The sequence below is a fragment of the Parashewanella sp. 2210YD4-3 genome (assembly GCF_056591735.1).
Genome location: NZ_JBWQOG010000013.1, coordinates 18701 through 37131, shown reverse-complemented (window position 1 = coordinate 37131; position 18431 = coordinate 18701). Strand labels below are relative to the sequence as shown.

Below are 18431 nucleotides of genomic sequence, written 5' to 3'. Positions count from 1 at the left end.
AGAAGATGGAACAAATACGATATTCAGAGTTAGATTGGCTGCGAGTTTTGTTGATTTTGGCGGTATTTCTTCACCATGTGTTTATGCCATTTAATGGTGATGGCTGGCATGTAATGAACCAAGAGTCGAGCAAGTTACTTGATGACATCATGGTGTATTTTGAGCAATTACGGCTGCAAATTTTGTTCTTTGTCGCAGGAGCTGGAAGTTATCTCCTATTGCAAAAAGTCAGTATTAAATCGTTTTTACTCAGTAAGTTTCATCGGTTATTTGTGCCGCTCATTATTGCAATGATGTTCATCGTCCCTCCGCAAAATTACTACGAAAATATCGATGATTATCAAGGCTTAGTCGACGCTTATAAAAAGTTAGTCTTGTCATTTGATGTCAATCATCTGTGGTTTATCGAATTTTTGATCATTTTTATGATTATTGCCGTGCCATTAAAGCGTGTTTTAAACAGTAACCTCGGTGAACGCTTTATCAAGAAACTCAGTCGATTGACCACTACTCAGCATGGGCTGTTTTCGTTAGTGATTTTAGTGTTAACGGTTAGGTTGAGCCTTAAATGGATAATGCCATCGCAAAGCCATAATATTGAGAACTTATCGGTGTCGGTATTTTTCCTGATGTTCTTTATGGCAGGGATGTGTTTTATAAAGAGTCCCAGTAGTTGGAAAGCACTCGCTGACAATCGCAGTACCAACCTCAAGTGGTTTATTTTCAGTTCAGTATTGTTTTACGGCTATTATTTCAAGCCCGATATCAGCGCCTACGTGTCATTAGATATACGCTGGCAATTATGGTGGTTGGTCTGCACCTTAGTGTCATGGTCAGGCTTACTGACGCTAGTCGGTTACGCCAGTGTCATGTGTAAAACCACACCAAGGTGGCTAAAGACGGCCAATGAGTTGATTTACCCTTTTTATATTTTGCATCAAACCATTATTGTCGCGTTTGCCTATTACATCGTGCAATGGGATGCGGGGATTGCTGTGAAATCAATTAGTTTATTGGCTGCTGCTTTTTCTTTATGTGTAGCAACTTGTTATTTCGTGATTAAACCTTTCAAATTGACACGGTATTTGTTTGGATTGAAATTAGGGCGTGTTGATCTTTCGTGATTGTTTTTGCAGTGATAAATTGGTTATCTTATGCAAGGCAGAGTTTGTGAGGTGTGGTTCTTCCACATAAACAAACGATAACGCAGCAGAAGTGACCAATTTACGCTGTCTTCGATGCTTTTGAGCACTTCCTGTTCTGTGTTGTGATCAGCTTACTTAGATGGCTAAGCTTCACTGCTCACGCCTTGAACAGAAAAGTGCTCAAATAGCACAAAATTCAATCTTGAAAGATCAACACGCCCTAGATAACTCATTGAATAAAAATACTATATGGAGATTGAAATGAGATTAGCCGTTGTTGCTTTTTGTTTGTTTTTGGGGGCTTGTGGTTCTACGCCAAAATTAATAGTAAATTCTGATACAGCAAGTATCATGAATTTAATTGCATTATCAGAGGAAAATGCGCCAGAAGGAGTAAAAGGGACGTTCAAGTTACCGATTAAAGCCACGGGCATGCAGTCAGAGCGCGTTTATTTAAACACACAAAATGACTATCGAGATAGACGCAATATTTCTGTGCATATTACTCCTATGCTCGCTTTTGAGCTTGATGAAAAATACGGCACTTCACCGGAAAAGTACTTTTTAAATAAAACGGTTGAGGTAAAAGGTGAAGTGAAGAGAGTGAAGATATATTTCTTATCGAATGGCAAAATGACCAACAAGTATTATTTCCAAACTCAAATCAAAATTAACTCGCTGAATCAAATTAAAGTGATCGGTTAATCCTGTTGAAATTAAAAAGCCGCTTCTCAAAAAAGCGGCTTTTAATATTCTGATTACGGCTAAATATTAATACCCATTAGGGTTATTCGACTGCCAGCGCCATGTATCTTCCATCATGGCTTCTAGGCTACGTTTAGCTTGCCAGTTAAGTGCCTGAGCCGCTTTGTCGGCATTCGCCCAAAACGCAGGCAGATCACCTGCACGACGTGGTGCAACCTCAAATGGAATTTGAATATTATTAGCACTTTCAAAAGCTTTGATGATAGCAAATACCGAAATAGCACTGCCAGTGCCAAGGTTAAAGGCTTCAGTACCCGTAAAGTCACGGGTTTTCTCTAACCATTGTAATGCTGCTACATGACCTTCGGCTAAATCGACAACGTGTAAATAATCACGCTCACATGATCCATCTTGAGTTGGGTAGTCGTCACCAAACACGCTTAATTTCTCGCGTTTACCAACGGCTACTTGAGCTACAAATGGCAATAGGTTGTTAGGCAAACCTTTAGGATCTTCACCAATTTGACCACTTTCGTGAGCACCTATCGGGTTAAAGTATCGCAGAGAAACACCACGGAAATTAGCATCGGATTTGCCAAAATCTTCCATCACTCGCTCAACCATGACCTTGCTTGCGCCATAAGGGCTGCTAGGTGTACCGAGCTTCATAGTTTCAACATAAGGAGGAATGGCTTCTTCGCCGTAAACGGTCGCTGATGAGCTGAAAATAAAGTCGAAAACCTTATGCTGCTTCATCACTTCTAATAAGGTAATGGTGCCATAAACGTTGTTGTCGTAGTAAGCCAATGGAATTTGTGCTGATTCACCCACGGCTTTTAAAGCGGCAAAGTGAATGGTGGCTGAAATGTCATGCTGCTCAAACACTTGGCTTAACGCAGCTTTATCACGAATATCACCCTTAACAAAAGTGACTGATTTTCCCGTGAGCTGTTCGACTCGCTTAAGTGAGGTTTCACTCGCGTTTGATAGGTTATCAAACACGACGACATCGTAGTTATTTTCTAATAAATTCAAAACAGTGTGAGAACCGATATAGCCCGCACCGCCTGTGACTAAAATTGCCATTTTACTACCTTAATTTTATTCCTTTAACTCACCCGCACCAGCTTCGGCTGAGCAAACAAAAACATCCGGCGTTAAGCCTGTTGAGGCAGGGTACTTATCTTTAATGGTTTTCACAACTGTTGCAACTAATTCATCTGGGATAAGAGAAACCACACAACCACCAAATCCACCACCAGTCATGCGCACGCCACCTTGAGTGCCAACGGCTTCTTTAATGATGTCGACTAAAGTGTCGATTTCAAAGACCGTAATCTCAAAATCATCACGCATAGAAGCATGAGAGGCCGCCATCAAAGCTTGCAGTTTGTGAATGTTACCATTATTCATGGCCTCAACGGCTTCCAGTACACGTTGGTTTTCAGTGACAACATGACGAGCCCGTTTGGCGATCACTGGATCTAAACCATCAATACCAGCTGCTAGTGTAGCCAAATCAACTTCTCGTAAGCTTTTTGCTCCGAAATAAGCAGAAGCAGCTTCACATTGTTGGCGACGGGTATTGTATTCACTGTCCACTAGTCCACGCTGTTTATTGGAGTTCACGATGACGATCGACAGACCTTCAGGAATGGACACCGAAGAAAGCTCTAAGGTTTTACAATCGATTAATGAGGCATGACCTTGCTCGGCTTTGGCTGAAATTAATTGATCCATGATCCCGCAATTACAGCCGACAAACTTGTTTTCGGCTTCCTGACCAATTAAGGCCACTTCTTGCTGCGAAATATCGAGTGAATATAATGTCTTAAAGGTTTGACCCATGACTACCTCTAATGAGGCTGATGACGATAGACCTGTGCCTTGAGGGATGTTACCGCACACCGCAATATCGGCACCGTTAAACTCATAACCGCGCTCCACAAGCACTTTAACAACACCACGAACATAGTTAGCCCATTGCTTTTCGACGGGTTCGATAGGGGTATCTAGACTAAATTCGTCTTGTTCAAGATTATAATCCAGTGCAACTACGCGAACAGTGCGATCTTGGCGTGGGTTAGCACACACCAAGCTATGAAAATTGATAGCACAAGGCAGTACAAAGCCATCATTATAATCGGTGTGTTCGCCAATCAGGTTCACGCGACCCGGAGCTCTAATGGTGAATTGAGGTGCAGAGGCAAAAGCCTGCTCAAATGCATTTTGAGTTTTCTCTAATAAAAGTGACATAGGGCTAGCTCTTTTTATTGTTCGCTGTAGTGAATATTGGATAGATTTCTTAGGCGATCTGCCGCTTGCTCTGCTGTGAGATCACGTTGAGCTTCAGCCATCATTTCGTAACCCACCATAAATTTACGCACTGTGGCAGAGCGTAATAACGGTGGGAAGAAGCTAGCATGTAACGTCCACTCGCCGTGTGTTTCACCATCGTAAGGAGCACCATGCCAACCCATTGAATATGGGAAAGAGCAATTAAATAAATTGTCATAACGAATGGTGATTTGTTTGATAATGTCAGCCAAGCTTGTAGCCTTTTCAGCATCAAGATCCGTCATACGTGCAACGGCAAACTTTGGTAACAGCAAGGTTTCAAACGGCCAGCTTGCCCAATAAGGAACGACCACTACCCAATCAGAGTTTTCAACCACCACACGCTCTTGAGATTCAACTTCACGTGCCACATAGTCACTTAATAAGTTACTACCATGCTGAGTAAAGTAATCAGACTGTGCTTGTTGTTTTTTCTCAACTAAGGTCGGTAAGTGCTGCTGCGCCCATACTTGCCCATGAGGATGTGGATTCGAACACCCCATAACCGCACCTTTGTTCTCAAACACTTGCACCCATTTGTAGGTTTGACCTAAATCAGCGCATTGAGCTTTCCATGTGTGAACCACATCGGCGATTTCATCAACACTTAGCTGTGGTAACGTTTTACTGTGATCGGGTGAAAAGCAAATAACTCGACTCACACCTTGTTCGGTACGCATGCGAAACAGAGGATCGTCGGTTTCATTTATAGGAGTATCAGGTTTTAAAGCCGCAAAGTCATTTTGAAAGACAAAGGTTTTTTCATACTTTTCATTTACTTCGCCATTGATACGAGTATTTCCTGCGCACAGAAAACAGCTTTCGTCATAGGCTGGCTTTGCTGTTTCCTCCAGTTTTTCAACTTGGCCTTGCCAAGGGCGCTTAGCCCGATGCGGTGACACCAAAACCCACTCATTGATCAGTGGGTTATAACGACGGTGTGGATGCTCAGTAGGATCAAATGGCGATGTCATATTGGCTTTCCTAAATTTTTGCTTTGGGAAAGGTTAAACGTTTACCCTTATTTCTGCAACATAATATTAAATTTTTGTTGATTAGTTTATAATCCTTGCTCTTTTTTAAAATAGCGTATTAAGGCAACAGCTAAACTTATGGTGACAATTAAAGATGTAGCAAAAGCAGCTGGCGTTTCTGTTGCTACCGTTTCGAGAGTGGTCAACAATGGCCCCAAGGTAAGCGATAAAAAGCGCGAAGAAATCAAAAAAATCATGGTTGATCTTGGTTATCGACCTAATGCAAACGCTCGAGCTTTAGTCAGTCAAAAAAGCACCACCATTGGTGTCGTGATCCCTGACATCTCTGATCCATTTTTTGCGGTATTGGCGAATGGCATCGATAAAATTGCCCGTGAACACAATATGCAGATCTTATTAAGTACTGGTGGTCATACAGCTGAGTCGGAGCGGCAAGCGATTAATTTATTATTAGAAAGACGCTGTGACACCATTGTCATGCACAGTAAAAAATTGCCAGCAGAAGAACTAATAGCCCTTAGCAAAGACATTGCCGGTTTTGTGTTGATAGATCGCTACATCGAAGAAATTGCTGAACGCTGTATTTGGTTGGATAACCTTGAAGGTGGACGAATCGCAGGTCGCCACCTGTTAATGCTCAATCACCAAAATTGTGCCTGTATCATGAGTAATTTTACGATTGATGATCCGGTTCATCGCCATCAAGGATTTCAAGAAGTGCTGCAAGGAAGTCATGTTCCGTTAAATCCTAAATTAGTCAAATATGCTGAACCGAACCCACAAGGCGGCAAGTTGGCGGCGCAGGAATTATTAGCCAGTGGTCAGTCCTTTTCTGCCATTTTTGTCTATAACGATGCCATGGCGATAGGGGTTGTCTCTACTCTAGAAGATAATGGCTTTCGAGTTCCGCAAGATGTGTCAGTGATTGGTTTTGATAACGGTATCTTGGCACAGTTTTCCCGCCCTAAACTAACGACGTTAGATTACCCTGTGGAAGAAATGGCACAACATGCTGCCAAGCTCTCCATGGCATTAGCGGCTAAAGATCAAACTCCACCCCAGCAAGATCAAAAATATGTGCCATTGCTGATTAAACGAGAGTCTGCTGCCAGGGCATAAGTTCTTCACCATAATGTTTTTAAAGAGCATTATCATAGTTACAACTACTGAGTGATTCATGATTTATGGATCACTTTGTGTGGTTTCATCTTAAATTAAGCCCATAGTTCAATTTTCATGATGTTGAGAAATCGTTGCTAAATCTGAGTGTATATTTTACATTGTATACAATTCTGATTGGGTGATTACAACTGATATTTGAATATTATCGTTGCGTAAATTGATATCAGCAGATCTGGTCACCATTAAAAACAGACATGTGTTTTACCTGATTACTGCGCTTGGTAAATGTCTAATAAGCGAAATAATTATAAAAAGGTGAATACCATGAAGTTAGATTTTATCGATTCCAGTGTGTTTATTGTCTATGTTGTCGGGCTCTTGCTTATTGCGTTATGGATCTCAAGAGACGATAAGAAAGAAGGTAAAAATACTGAAGATTACTTCTTAGCTTCTAAAGCCTTACCTTGGTGGGCTATTGGGGCGTCATTAATTGCGGCTAATATTTCCGCTGAACAAATCATTGGAATGTCCGGCTCAGGTTATGCCATTGGCTTAGCGATAGCGTCTTATGAATGGATGGCCGCGATTACCTTGATCCTTGTGGGTAAGTACATGTTACCCATCTTTTTGAAAAATGGCATTTACACCATGCCACAATATTTAGAGCAACGTTTTGATCACCGAGTAAAAACCACTCTGGCGGTGTTTTGGTTAGCGGTTTACATTTTTGTTAACTTAACCGCCGTTCTTTGGTTAGGTGGTTTAGCTATCGAAACCGTCGCAGGTGTCGATTGGATGTGGGGAATGGTATTCCTTGCGGTATTTTCAGTCGCTTATTCACTTTATGGTGGACTCAAAGCGGTGGCTTACACGGACATTTTACAAGTCGTGCTGTTGGTATTCGGCGGTCTATTTTTAAGTTACTTGGCATTGGACGCCGTAGCTGAAAGTGCCGGAGACCAAGGAGTGCTTGCTGGTTTTGGCATCTTAGCCGATACCCTCCCCAGTCATTTTGATATGATCTTAAGCCCAGACAATGAGCATTACATGAGTCTTCCGGGTATTTCTGTTTTAATTGGTGGTATGTGGGTGATGAACATCAGTTACTGGGGATTCAATCAATACATTATCCAACGTGCTCTAGCAGCCAAGAGCGTTAACGAAGCCCAAAAAGGCATTGCGTTTGCCGCTTACCTAAAACTGCTTATGCCATTAATCGTAGTCTTGCCAGGGATTGCAGCCGTGGTGCTATATCCACAATTAACAGCGTCAGATCAAGCCTATCCATCCATGATGTCATTAATGCCGGTAGGTATCAAAGGGCTGGTTTTTGCCGCACTCGTGGCCGCCATTGTGTCATCGCTAGCGTCGATGACCAATTCGATATCCACTATTTTTACCATGGATCTTTACGCTAAATTAAAACCAACTAAAAGCCAACGTCATTATGTATTTGTAGGTCGAGTTGCCTCTGTAGTAGCGCTGTTGATAGCCCTGTTTGTTGCTGAGCCTCTGCTTGGTAAATTTGATCAAGCTTTCCAGTATATTCAAGAATTCACGGGCTTCTTCACTCCGGGCATTGTGGTGATTTTTTTACTTGGAATGTTCTGGTCTAAGGCGACAGCCAATGGCGCTTTAGCGGCTGCCACAGGATCGGCGGGTTTCTCAATTTTATTAAAGCTGGTATGGCCTGAACTGCCATTTATGGATCGCGTTGGTTTGGTTTTTCTCCTCTGTCTGGGATTATGCGTCGCGATATCATTATTAGGTAAGCAAACTAATCAAAACCATAGTGTTGATTTAAGTGAAATCAGTTTTGCAACTCGATCAGGTTTTAATGTCGCCGCGGTTGGCGTTGTATTGATATTAACTGGATTATACGCCACTTGGTGGTGATGTCCCTTTTGGGGATTGAATAACTAGAGCGTGTTGATCTTTCGTGATTGTTTTTGCAGCGATAAATTGGTTATCTTATGCAAGGCGGAGCTTGTGAAGTGTGGTTACCCCACATGAATAAGCGATAACGCAGCAGAAGTAGCCAATTTACGCTGTCTTCGATGCTTTTGAGCGTTTCCTGTTCTGTGTTGTGAGCAGCTTACTTAGATGACTAAGCTTCACTGCTCACGCCTTGAACAGAAAAACGCTCACATAGCACAAAATTTAATCCTGAAAGATCAACACGCTCTATAAATCAGACCGTAAGCTATTGTAAAAAAAGATCAAGGACGCTACATGAAATTACCAAGCCGATTGGCCGTCGGATTATTTATTGCCACTGCTAGTTATACTAGCGTCATTCATGCTGCTATTGATGTTGCAACGGCGCAGCAGCAACAAGCTTCCAGTCAAATCTTTTATCAGCTTAATTATGATAACGAAACTGGCGATTTGTTGCTGAATGTCGAAAAGCTCAATCAACCTTTTTTGTTGGTGACGAGTCTAGTTCAAGGCGTTGGTTCTAACGATATAGGATTAGATAGAGGTCAGTTAGGCACGACACGTCTTGTACAATTTGAACGATATGGCCGTGATCTTGTCCTTAAACAGCTGAATACCAAATATCGAGCCGACTCTGATAATCCTGCTGAGCAACAAGCGGTAAAGGATGCCTTTGCTGACTCCATCTTATGGCGTGGCAAAATCATCGATGGTAAACAGCCGAAAGTGGCGATAAATGATTTGGTGGTCAATGATCTCCACGGAGTGGCGGCTAGGTTAAAAAATACTGGGCAAGGCAGCTATCAATTGGCGAAAGGGTTGTCCTTGGTGGAGCCAAGCTCCATTAAGATCTTTCCCAAAAATGCCGATGTTGATGTGCTTCTTACTTTTACCAGCAATAAGCCGGGTAATTATGCTTGGCAAGTAACGCCTGATGCTAAAAAGCTATCCCTAAAATTACGTTATTCTATGGTGGCGCTTCCTGAAGCAGGTTACCAATCTAGAGCTTATGATCCCCGCAGTGGTTATTTATCGGGATCCTACATGGATTATGCACAACCGATTGATAAGCCCATAACTCAACGTTACTTATTAAGACATCGATTAGAAAAAGTGAATCCAGGTAAGGCGCCAAGCAAAGTTAAAAAGCCGATTGTGTATTACCTCGATCGTGGTGCACCGGAGCCTATTCGCAGTGCTTTATTAGATGGTGCTCGCTGGTGGTCAACCGCTTTTGAAGCGGCAGGGTTTATTGATGGTTTTCAGGTTAAGTTATTACCTGAAGGTACCGATCCACAAGATATCCGTTACAACATGATCCAATGGGTGCATCGTGCTACTCGTGGTTGGTCGTACGGTGCCGTAATTGCTGATCCTCGTAATGGTGAAATCATTAAAGGTCATGTGACATTAGGGAGTTTACGCGTTCGACAAGATTTATTAATTGCCCGTGGGTTAACCGCGGGCTGGAAAGACCGTGATGCTGCTGATAAAGCAGCTATGGAGATGGCACTTGCTCGAATTCGTCAGTTATCGGCTCATGAATTGGGACATACCATTGGCATAGCTCATAATTTTGCAGCCTCATCTACGCATGATGCATCAGTGATGGATTATCCACACCCTAAGATAACCTTAAATAATGGCAAGGTTGATATCAGTAATGCCTATGGTGTTGGTGTGGGCAAATGGGATGAATTTGCGATTAAGTATGGTTATGGTGAGTTTACTAACCCACAAGATCAAAAACAAAGCCTGAAAGCATTAATAGCCCTAGCTCATAAAGATGGCCTGAGAAATATTGGTGAATCAGACTCTCGCGCGGTTGATGCTAGTCATATTTATGCCAGCTTGTGGGATAACGGTGCTAATGCGGTTGATGAGCTGAATGATATGCAAAAGGTTCGTCAGCAGGCGTTAAATGACTTTAATGCTAATGTGTTATTAGAGGGACAACCTTTAGGTGAGCTTAGCGATGCCTTAGTGCCGATGTATTTACTTTCTCGCTATCAAATTAATGCTGCAGCTAAATTTATTGGCGGAACCGATTATGACTATGGTTATACCTCAGAGTGGCAGTTTAGCTCTAATGAGTCACAGCGCCTTGCTCTGAGTGCTCTACTTGATGCTTTATCGCCACAACAATTAGCCTTGCCAGCAGCACTTAAAACTCAATTAGTACCCAAAAGTGGGGCTTATCGTCGCACCCGAGAAAGTTTTGCATCTCGCTTAGGTGTAGTAAGTGATGAGCTCGGAATGGCAGAAGTGCTCAGTCGTCATATCAGCGATAATATTTTGCAGCCAAAACGCTTAAATCGTATTGATGAAGCGAATCAAGTCTCTGCTGAACGGTTATCAGTAAAAGCGTTACTCACTCAAGTTTTAAATAGCACTTGGTTTAATAAGCCGAGTCAAGCCAATATGGTTCGACTGTGGATGAGAACCAATGCTGTGATGGCTGATAGTCTTTTAGCGAGTTTACATCACCCAAATACTTCGCCAGAAGTAAAGGCCTTGATGACAGAACATTTGCTGTTGAGTGGCAAACAACTTACACGACAAGCTCGCTTAAATAACGGTGATATTGAGGCTCATTTGCAATGGTTAGCAGCTGAAGTAAAGAAGGGGATAGAGGATCAGAATCATCGGCTAATTGCTAAACCACTAGCTTTGCCTCCCGGTTCGCCAATTTGATGCTTAATTTATATGAGGGGGCTTGCCTCCTCTTCTGCTTCCCAATTGAACACTTCATGGAGAACAACGGGTAAGTGGTACAGGCTCGGATTGTTTAAAAACCATTCCACTGCTCTGACGTATTCAGGTTTTATATATCGTTTAACGATCTTCATTAAACAGGCTTCAGCTTCCGGGTTATGGTGTTGATATTCCGTTAAAATCCCGTCATGGAATGAACGAGCCAGAATATTGGTATGTTGTGCACCTCTCGGATAATGAAGGGGGAGCCTCCTAAATGCTTCGCTGATACTGTAAAAAATCGTTAGCAATAAGGCATAATTATCACTGCTAATATTGGTGGTTAAGCCACTACGACGCTGTTCTCGACAGCGATTCTCGTGCAGTGTTTGAGTGATATAGGCATTAGTACCGCCAACTTTATTCAGGGCACCTAACTGATTAACGATGCTGCCACTAAAATCAATAATTTTAAGCTTCACGCTTGGCAGCCAACATATTTTTCCTTGAACCGTCACGGAATCTCTAACCAAAATGTTTTCAGGTTTGAAATCACGATGAATAATATTGGCTTTGTGCAGCATGGCCACTTGCTCTGTTAATGACTTAAAGGGAAGAAGAGGCAGTGAGCCATGTGATTTTATGTAGCAAGTGATATCTATTCCCCCCTTTGCCGCTACCATTTTATGATTAGCCGTTACTAGACCTAATAACCCAGGAGCTAAACAGGAGTCTTCAAGGCTTGGTCTTCCTAACGCTTTTTGCACTTCTTCGTAAGTAGTCATCGTTTTGGCATTATGATTTGAGCTGAATTGTGTCGCGAGAGGCGTACTACCATCAGCAAAATCAAGGGGCTCAGGTGTAAACTCGATATAATGATCATCTTGGGTTGCCACTCTTTTGGCTGCACCATGAGGTGTGCCGTATCGGTGTAGACCAATGATATCTTTAGCTCCGATAGGGTGACGCATCGGAGGATAAATTTTTCTCTTATCATGGAAATAAATAGGGAGCCTAATTTGCGTTTTAGTAGTGCTCCTACCCTTATTTTGAGCTCGATAATTTTGTAGGTAATGCTCTATAGCGACCGAGATTTTGTGATTACGATAAGCTCTTTCAATGACACTCACCGCGTTTTTAATTACGTTCCCACTCTTTGTATCTTCCTCTTCTTTTTTTACTTCGATCATGGCTTGTTGGCTTTGGTGTAATTTGGCTAGGCTTTGAGTGATCTGGTGTAAATTGCTGGCATGACAGGCGTTCACTAACTCCTTAGTCTCAGCTTCTCCCCAAACAGGGCTTAGCCTTGATATGGCGTGGCATGATGATTCCAATACTCCTGTTTTTTGAGTGGCCATAAAAGCTAAAAAATGAACTAGCTTAGGGTGGGTTGAGTGCATTGTTATCATTTCAGCGATATTTGAAGCTGGGACTTGAGAGACCAGCGCAAACAATGCATCATCGTTTAAAAACAGCAAGCAACCTTTGTAAACCTCATAAGATTGATTGTAAATTTTCGAAGCGCCTTGATTAAATACCTGAACTCTATCCTCTGCTTTTGTTAAACGCCACCAAGTTTGAAAGTGGTATTCATAGGTAAAATCTGTAATTACGACTAACAAGTCACTGGGGGTTCTCTGAGCCAGAGCTTGCCAGTGTACCCAAGGTATTCTTCTTATTAGTGTCTGGCGAGGCTGAGAAGGTAACCCCTTTATTAAGCTTAATAAATAGCCATCTTGAGCAGGTAGAAATTGATCCCATGTAAGAGGAGGGCATTCGGATAAGACGCGAGCCGCTGTTAATGATGGGCTGAGTTGCAGTAACTCTAAGAGCTTGTATTGCTTAGTTTGGGAGACATAGAAAAAATATTCCGTGGGGAGGCGGCTTAATAGTTCGGGTAAGCACACGTGCCCATGCTGTTCAGCTAAAAATACCAATTGAGTGACAATCGACTTAGCTTCTTTGGGGGGTAACTGACTGAGCACCGATTCTAATTGCAGGGCACTGCAAAAGAAGCACAGGGTTGCCACTTGTTGATGAGTATTTAAGCCTAATTCCGTACCGATAAGGGATTTTGTTTTAGTAAGGTACTTCAACAAGTAGGCTTGAGCCTGTGAAAGTTTGGGGCTTGATTTTAATTGCTGCAAATAAATAAGTGCTTGCTCGGGTTCCATTGCGGCTAACACCTGAATAAAAGGTTGAGGTTTGAGCTGAGTTAATATCAACAATGCTTCACCTTGTTGAAGCAAAAGAATTTGTTTGGCAAAAATGGCTTGATGAGGAGAAAGGTCGCTACGGGTTACTGCATATCTAAGGTGCCAATCCTGTTGCTGTTCTGGTGAGAGTAGGTGGGCTAAATGTATAAAGGTATCGATGGGAAGTTGAATAATCACATCATCAAACATTTGTTTAATCTCTGGTAGAGATTGCACAGATTTTAATAATGCTAGAAATTTATCAGTGTAATAGCCGGTGTCTATGTCTGATGCAGAGATATCAACTTTGGCCCAATCTTCATATTCTTTATCTTGGAGCAGTGACTGGATGCTATCGAGTAAGTTAATCAGCTCTTGCTCATTTTTTTGAGCCAAAAACGTATGTTGCTCTGCAATGGAGAGCTCAAAAAACAATTGTGCATGCCGCTGTGAATGCTCTAAATGCTGGTTGCTTAGTATTGATTGTCTACAATCGGCACTAAATTGACTGAATATTGATAGCGCCATCTTAACGTCAAGCTGTTTTAACGTTTGAGCTAGATCATCTAGATTCGGTGGGGTAGAGTTTACGAAGGTTTCAGAAAGCAATTTTGCTGCTTTTTTGGGTTCGAGCTTATTAATGACTTCTACTTTTAGCGGAGGAAGCGGCAAGGATGTAGTGAATAATTCTTGTTGTAAAAAGGCAACAGAAGCCTGCGATGAAATAGCTGTAAGCAGCTGATATTCATGATGGTTGGTATTTGATTGATCCGAAAGAGTGTATTCGGTTTTTCTGATTGGTAGTTTAGGGTTCTGTACCAGCACTAACTGGTTGTGAGATTTTTTTACGGTGTAACGACGCGCAAAATAACCACCAGTATCGATGCTTAATTCACACGGTTTGCCTTGTTGTAATGCCTCAAAATCGAGTTGCTGAACGGCTTGCTCATACCTGCTTAGCGTTTGAGTAGGCCTGCCATTAACTGCCAATATAAATACCTATTTCTGCGATTATAAAATAACTACAGAACTTAGAGCGCATAACTGCAAGAAAGTCTCAACAATTGTTCATAAAACTAACTTAATTTAATGATTAGTTTAAATTCGGTTCGGTCAGCTGTTTGGATAAATAGTAGCAAGCCAAGCCCATAGTTAAATTGGTTACTGGCAAGGCAAGTAAAATGCCTCTAACCCCATCAAGGTAGGATCCTAACAGTGCCAATGGCAACATCAATAAAAACAAACGGCTGACATTAATCACCAAAGAACTCATCGGGCGGTGGTACGCATTGAGGGCGGTCGCAAATAAAATGATCATGGCTAAACCGCCATAAGCCAAAGGTAATGCCACTAAATATAAGTGTAACCAATGCAGCACGGCCGGATCTTGGGTAAAGAGAATGGCGATATTCTGGGAGAAAATAAATACAGGAATATACAGCACACACTGAAAGATAAAAATGAACTTCAACGATAAAGTCAGTGCTTGCTTAGCGCGCTCCTGATTTCCCGCGCCTAAGTTTTGAGCAATAAAAGGCACAAGGCTGGATGACAATGCCATAACGGCCATCAGTAAAATAGATTCAATGCGAGTGCCGGCACCAAATGCGGCTACGGCTGCATGATCCAATCGAGCTAATAATGCCATTAACACAGCATTGGCTAGCGGGTTGATCAGATTAGTAAAAGCAGCGGGGCGAGATATGTGTGCTAGCCGATGCCAGCTATGCTTTATCCGCTTTAGATTGAAATCTACAAACTCAATCAGTTGGCGTTTAATGGCAATGATATAACCTGAAAATCCAAAGGCAACTAACCAAGAAATCAAAGTAGCAATCGCAGCGCCTTGGATTTCTAATCGAGGGAAGGGGCCAAGGCCGAAAATCAATAGCGGATCCAGCACTAAATTTAATAGGGCGCTAAATGCCATGATCGTTGCTGGTGTGCGGGTATCACCCGTAGCCCTTATTCCTTGGTTACCCACCATAAGTATTACTAAGATTGGTGCGCCTAGGTACCAAATCGACATGTAATCATGAATAAGTGGCAGGCTTGCAGCCTTTGCTCCCAATAGTTGAAACAGCCCATCAATACTAAAAAAGCCTATCAAACATATCATTGCTGTTACTAACAGACTAATCAGCAAAGCATCGTGTAGCAGTACCCGTGCCTGATCATACTGTTTTGCTCCGATCAAGCGGCCAAAGTTAGTGGATACGCCCGCACCAATACCAATGGCAATACTGACAATCAATAACGTCACAGGAAAAGTAAAACTGATGGCCGTTAACGCATGAGTGCCTAAACGACTGATAAAAAAAGTATCTATGAGGTTGAAGCTTAATACCGTAAAAATTCCCACCAAATTTGGCAGGGTCATTTTTAACAGCGTGGGCGCGATTGGCGCATGCAATATGCCGTGGTGATCTTTCATTAACATCCAAAAGAGAGGTTGCTGCTTTTCTGAGGTAAAAATGCAACGAAGCGGTAAAGAATCAGTATTTTAGCAAAAATAGCCATAAAACGGCAGAGACCAAGCATTAACAAAAATTGATTTTTTTTGTGCCACTCTCTTGAAACTGACAAATACAGCCATATATCCCTGTTATCAAACGGGCTTATGGCCAGTTATTCCATCTTAATTAGATTGTTATTCGTTAGGAGACTCCATCGATGAAGATTCGTCCATTACATGATCGCGTGATCATTGAGCCATTAGAAGTAGAATCAAAATCAGCTGGTGGCATTGTGCTAACTGGAAGTGCGGCAGAAAAGTCATCGCGCGGTAAAGTGTTAGCGATAGGTAAAGGTCGCATTCTTGAAAACGGTACTGTTCAACCATTAGATGTTGCAGTAGGTGATATTGTGATTTTCAACGAAGGCTATGGTGTGAAAAAAGAAAAAGTTGATGGCAAAGAAGTATTGATCTTGTCTGAGTCAGACATTCTTGCGGTAGTCGCTGAGTAATTTTTAACACGAATTTAGAGGACAAAAACAATGGCAGCAAAAGAAGTGCTATTTGGTAATGACGCTCGCGGCAAAATGCTTAAAGGCGTAAACACACTGGCAAATGCAGTAAAAGTAACATTAGGCCCTAAAGGTCGTAACGTAGTACTAGACAAAAGCTTTGGCGCACCACTGATCACCAAAGACGGCGTAACCGTAGCCAAAGAAATCGAGCTGAAAGACAAGTTCGAGAACATGGGCGCACAAATGGTGAAAGAAGTAGCATCAAAAGCAAATGATGCTGCTGGTGACGGTACTACTACCGCTACTGTACTAGCGCAAGCAATCGTAACTGAAGGTTTAAAAGCGGTTGCCGCAGGCATGAATCCAATGGATCTTAAGCGTGGCATCGACAAAGCGGTTAAAGCTGCAGTTGCTGAGCTTAAAGAGCTGTCTCAAGAATGTGCAGATTCAAAAGCCATTGCTCAAGTAGGTACGATTTCAGCGAACTCTGACGAAACCGTAGGTGCCATCATTGCTGAAGCGATGGAACGTGTGGGTAAAGAAGGCGTGATCACCGTTGAAGAAGGTCAAGCACTAGAGAACGAACTTGACGTTGTTGAAGGTATGCAGTTCGACCGTGGTTACCTATCTCCTTACTTCATCAACAAGCAAGAAACGGGCAGCGTAGAGCTAGACAGCCCATTCATTCTGCTTGTTGATAAAAAAATCTCAAACATCCGTGAGCTATTGCCTATCCTTGAAGGCTTAGCAAAAACCGGTAAACCACTGCTTATCATCGCAGAAGATGTTGAAGGCGAAGCTCTAGCAACGCTTGTTGTGAACAACATGCGTGGCATCGTAAAAGTTGCAGCCGTTAAAGCGCCTGGTTTCGGTGACCGCCGTAAAGCCATGCTACAAGATATCGCTATCCTAACGGGCGGTACGGTAATCGCAGAAGAAGTTGGTATGGAGCTTGAAAAAGCGCAACTTGAAGACCTAGGTACCGCTAAGCGCGTAGTTATCACTAAAGACACCACCACCATCATTGATGGCAATGGTGAAGAAGCGCAAATTCAAGCTCGTGTTGCTCAAATAAAGCAACAAGTTGAAGAATCGACTTCAGATTATGACAAAGAAAAACTGCAAGAGCGCATGGCGAAATTGGCTGGCGGTGTTGCAGTGATCAAAGTCGGTGCAGCTACCGAAGTTGAAATGAAAGAGAAAAAAGAGCGTGTTGAAGATGCCCTTCATGCAACCCGTGCAGCGGTTGAAGAAGGCGTAGTTCCTGGCGGCGGTGTAGCACTTATCCGTGCAGCGTCAAAAGTCACTGATGTTGATGTGACTAACGAAGACCAAGCACATGGTGTTGCTATGGCACTGCGTGCAATGGAATCTCCACTGCGTCAAATCTCGACCAATGCTGGCGAAGAAGCATCAGTAGTGGCCAACACCGTTAAAGGCGGCACGGGCAACTATGGTTACAACGCGGGCAATGACACTTACGGTGACATGCTAGAGATGGGTATCCTTGACCCAACCAAAGTAACCCGTAGCGCACTTCAATATGCAGGTTCTATTGCTGGTCTTATGATCACAACTGAAGCCATGATTGGTGAAGAAGAATCAGACGCAGCAGCTCCAGACATGGGCGCCATGGGTGGCGGCATGGGTGGAATGGGCGGTATGGGCGGCATGATGTGATCTGCCCTTAACGCATTCTTGATAAGACCGCAGTCATTGACTGCGGTTTTTTTTGCTTGAAAAATACGATTTCACTAAGCTTGAACTTATATTACCTAGCGCTATGAGTTACAAAAATAAAGCCTAAAACTAAGCTGTTGAGCTTAATGAAAATTGAGTAAGCTAAAGAAAATATAAAAGATTTCTATTCGATTATGTCAGGATCAATTGCCCCAATCTTAAAGCCGTATTCAGCTGAAGAAAATATGAGCTTCTATGGTTATGAACAGGAAATGGATGGGGTTGTACTTGATTTATCGGATAAACGTTTTACGGTAAGAGGTTGTCCTACAGACAAAGATATTCAACAACAAGATGGCTATGTAACTGAAATGGCAGAAGATGCCTCATTCCACTCATCTAAAATAGATAAAAAAACAACTAAAAACGAATGTAAAGCTTATCTTTTAGAGCGGAGGGTAAGTTTACTCGATAGGATGAAAAAAGGGCGTGAAGAAGGGTATGAGTCATTAAGAGAGCAAACGATTGACGAGCAAGATGTAAAAGCATCTGAGAAAAAGAAAATGGCGGCTAATTTCGACAGGTTAACTGATAAAATTGAACATTTAGAAAAAGCCGTTAATTCAACAAAATCTGAAGTGACCGAATAG

13 protein-coding genes are annotated in these 18431 nt (G+C 42.4%); 8 read left to right on the top strand and 5 right to left on the bottom strand.

Going from position 1 to position 18431, the window contains the following annotated elements; all coding sequences use genetic code 11:
* Positions 1 to 5: 5 nt before the first annotated feature.
* Positions 6 to 1124, top strand: a complete 1119-nt coding sequence (locus AC1EU0_RS16640) for an acyltransferase family protein (RefSeq protein WP_480303692.1) — start codon at positions 6 to 8, stop codon at positions 1122 to 1124.
* A 282-nt stretch (positions 1125 to 1406) separates the two neighbouring features.
* A complete protein-coding gene (locus AC1EU0_RS16635; RefSeq protein ID WP_480303691.1) occupies positions 1407 to 1850 on the top strand; it encodes a hypothetical protein in 444 nt (147 codons plus the stop codon).
* Positions 1851 to 1916: 66 nt separating this feature from the next.
* Here the strand turns inward: AC1EU0_RS16635 and galE are convergent, their stop codons facing one another.
* The 3 genes from galE to AC1EU0_RS16620 are packed head-to-tail and all read right to left on the bottom strand — an operon-like array spanning position 1917 to position 5161.
* The gene (galE, locus tag AC1EU0_RS16630) at positions 1917 to 2936 is read right to left on the bottom strand and encodes a UDP-glucose 4-epimerase GalE (RefSeq protein ID WP_480303690.1); all 1020 of its coding nucleotides are present in this window, start codon (positions 2934 to 2936) and stop codon (positions 1917 to 1919) included.
* Positions 2937 to 2951: 15 nt separating this feature from the next.
* Positions 2952 to 4106 carry a galactokinase gene (gene galK, locus AC1EU0_RS16625; RefSeq protein WP_480303689.1) on the bottom strand — a complete coding sequence of 385 codons (1155 nt, stop codon included), beginning with the start codon at positions 4104 to 4106 and terminating at the stop codon, positions 2952 to 2954.
* Positions 4107 to 4120: 14 nt separating this feature from the next.
* The gene (locus AC1EU0_RS16620; RefSeq protein WP_480303688.1) at positions 4121 to 5161 is read right to left on the bottom strand and encodes a UDP-glucose--hexose-1-phosphate uridylyltransferase; all 1041 of its coding nucleotides are present in this window, start codon (positions 5159 to 5161) and stop codon (positions 4121 to 4123) included.
* 138 nt (positions 5162 to 5299) lie between these two features.
* Here AC1EU0_RS16620 and AC1EU0_RS16615 point away from each other — a divergent pair, with 138 nt between their 5' ends.
* The 3 genes from AC1EU0_RS16615 (at position 5300) to AC1EU0_RS16605 (ending at position 10936) form a co-directional block, all read left to right on the top strand.
* Positions 5300 to 6301 carry a LacI family DNA-binding transcriptional regulator gene (locus AC1EU0_RS16615; protein ID WP_480303687.1) on the top strand — a complete coding sequence of 334 codons (1002 nt, stop codon included), beginning with the start codon at positions 5300 to 5302 and terminating at the stop codon, positions 6299 to 6301.
* A gap of 327 nt (positions 6302 to 6628) precedes the next feature.
* Positions 6629 to 8200, top strand: a complete 1572-nt coding sequence (locus AC1EU0_RS16610) for a sodium/sugar symporter (RefSeq protein ID WP_480303686.1) — start codon at positions 6629 to 6631, stop codon at positions 8198 to 8200.
* A gap of 336 nt (positions 8201 to 8536) precedes the next feature.
* Positions 8537 to 10936 (top strand): zinc-dependent metalloprotease, encoded by a 2400-nt coding sequence (locus AC1EU0_RS16605; RefSeq protein ID WP_480303685.1) that lies wholly within the window; start codon positions 8537 to 8539, stop codon positions 10934 to 10936.
* 8 nt (positions 10937 to 10944) lie between these two features.
* Here AC1EU0_RS16605 and AC1EU0_RS16600 read toward each other — a convergent pair whose 3' ends face one another.
* Both AC1EU0_RS16600 and AC1EU0_RS16595 read right to left on the bottom strand, forming a co-directional pair.
* On the bottom strand, positions 10945 to 14121 hold the full coding sequence (locus AC1EU0_RS16600; protein WP_480303684.1) for a protein kinase domain-containing protein: 3177 nt from the start codon (positions 14119 to 14121) through the stop codon (positions 10945 to 10947).
* 103 nt (positions 14122 to 14224) lie between these two features.
* Positions 14225 to 15565, bottom strand: coding sequence for an MATE family efflux transporter (locus AC1EU0_RS16595; RefSeq protein WP_480303683.1), 1341 nt, complete (start codon positions 15563 to 15565; stop codon positions 14225 to 14227).
* Between the two features lie 239 nt (positions 15566 to 15804).
* Between AC1EU0_RS16595 and AC1EU0_RS16590 the strand changes: the two genes are divergently transcribed.
* The 3 genes from AC1EU0_RS16590 (at position 15805) to AC1EU0_RS16580 (ending at position 18431) form a co-directional block, all read left to right on the top strand.
* Positions 15805 to 16098, top strand: coding sequence for a co-chaperone GroES (locus AC1EU0_RS16590; protein WP_480303682.1), 294 nt, complete (start codon positions 15805 to 15807; stop codon positions 16096 to 16098).
* A 30-nt stretch (positions 16099 to 16128) separates the two neighbouring features.
* The gene (gene groL, locus AC1EU0_RS16585) at positions 16129 to 17781 is read left to right on the top strand and encodes a chaperonin GroEL (RefSeq protein ID WP_480303681.1); all 1653 of its coding nucleotides are present in this window, start codon (positions 16129 to 16131) and stop codon (positions 17779 to 17781) included.
* 194 nt (positions 17782 to 17975) lie between these two features.
* The gene (locus AC1EU0_RS16580; protein WP_480303680.1) at positions 17976 to 18431 is read left to right on the top strand and encodes a hypothetical protein; all 456 of its coding nucleotides are present in this window, start codon (positions 17976 to 17978) and stop codon (positions 18429 to 18431) included.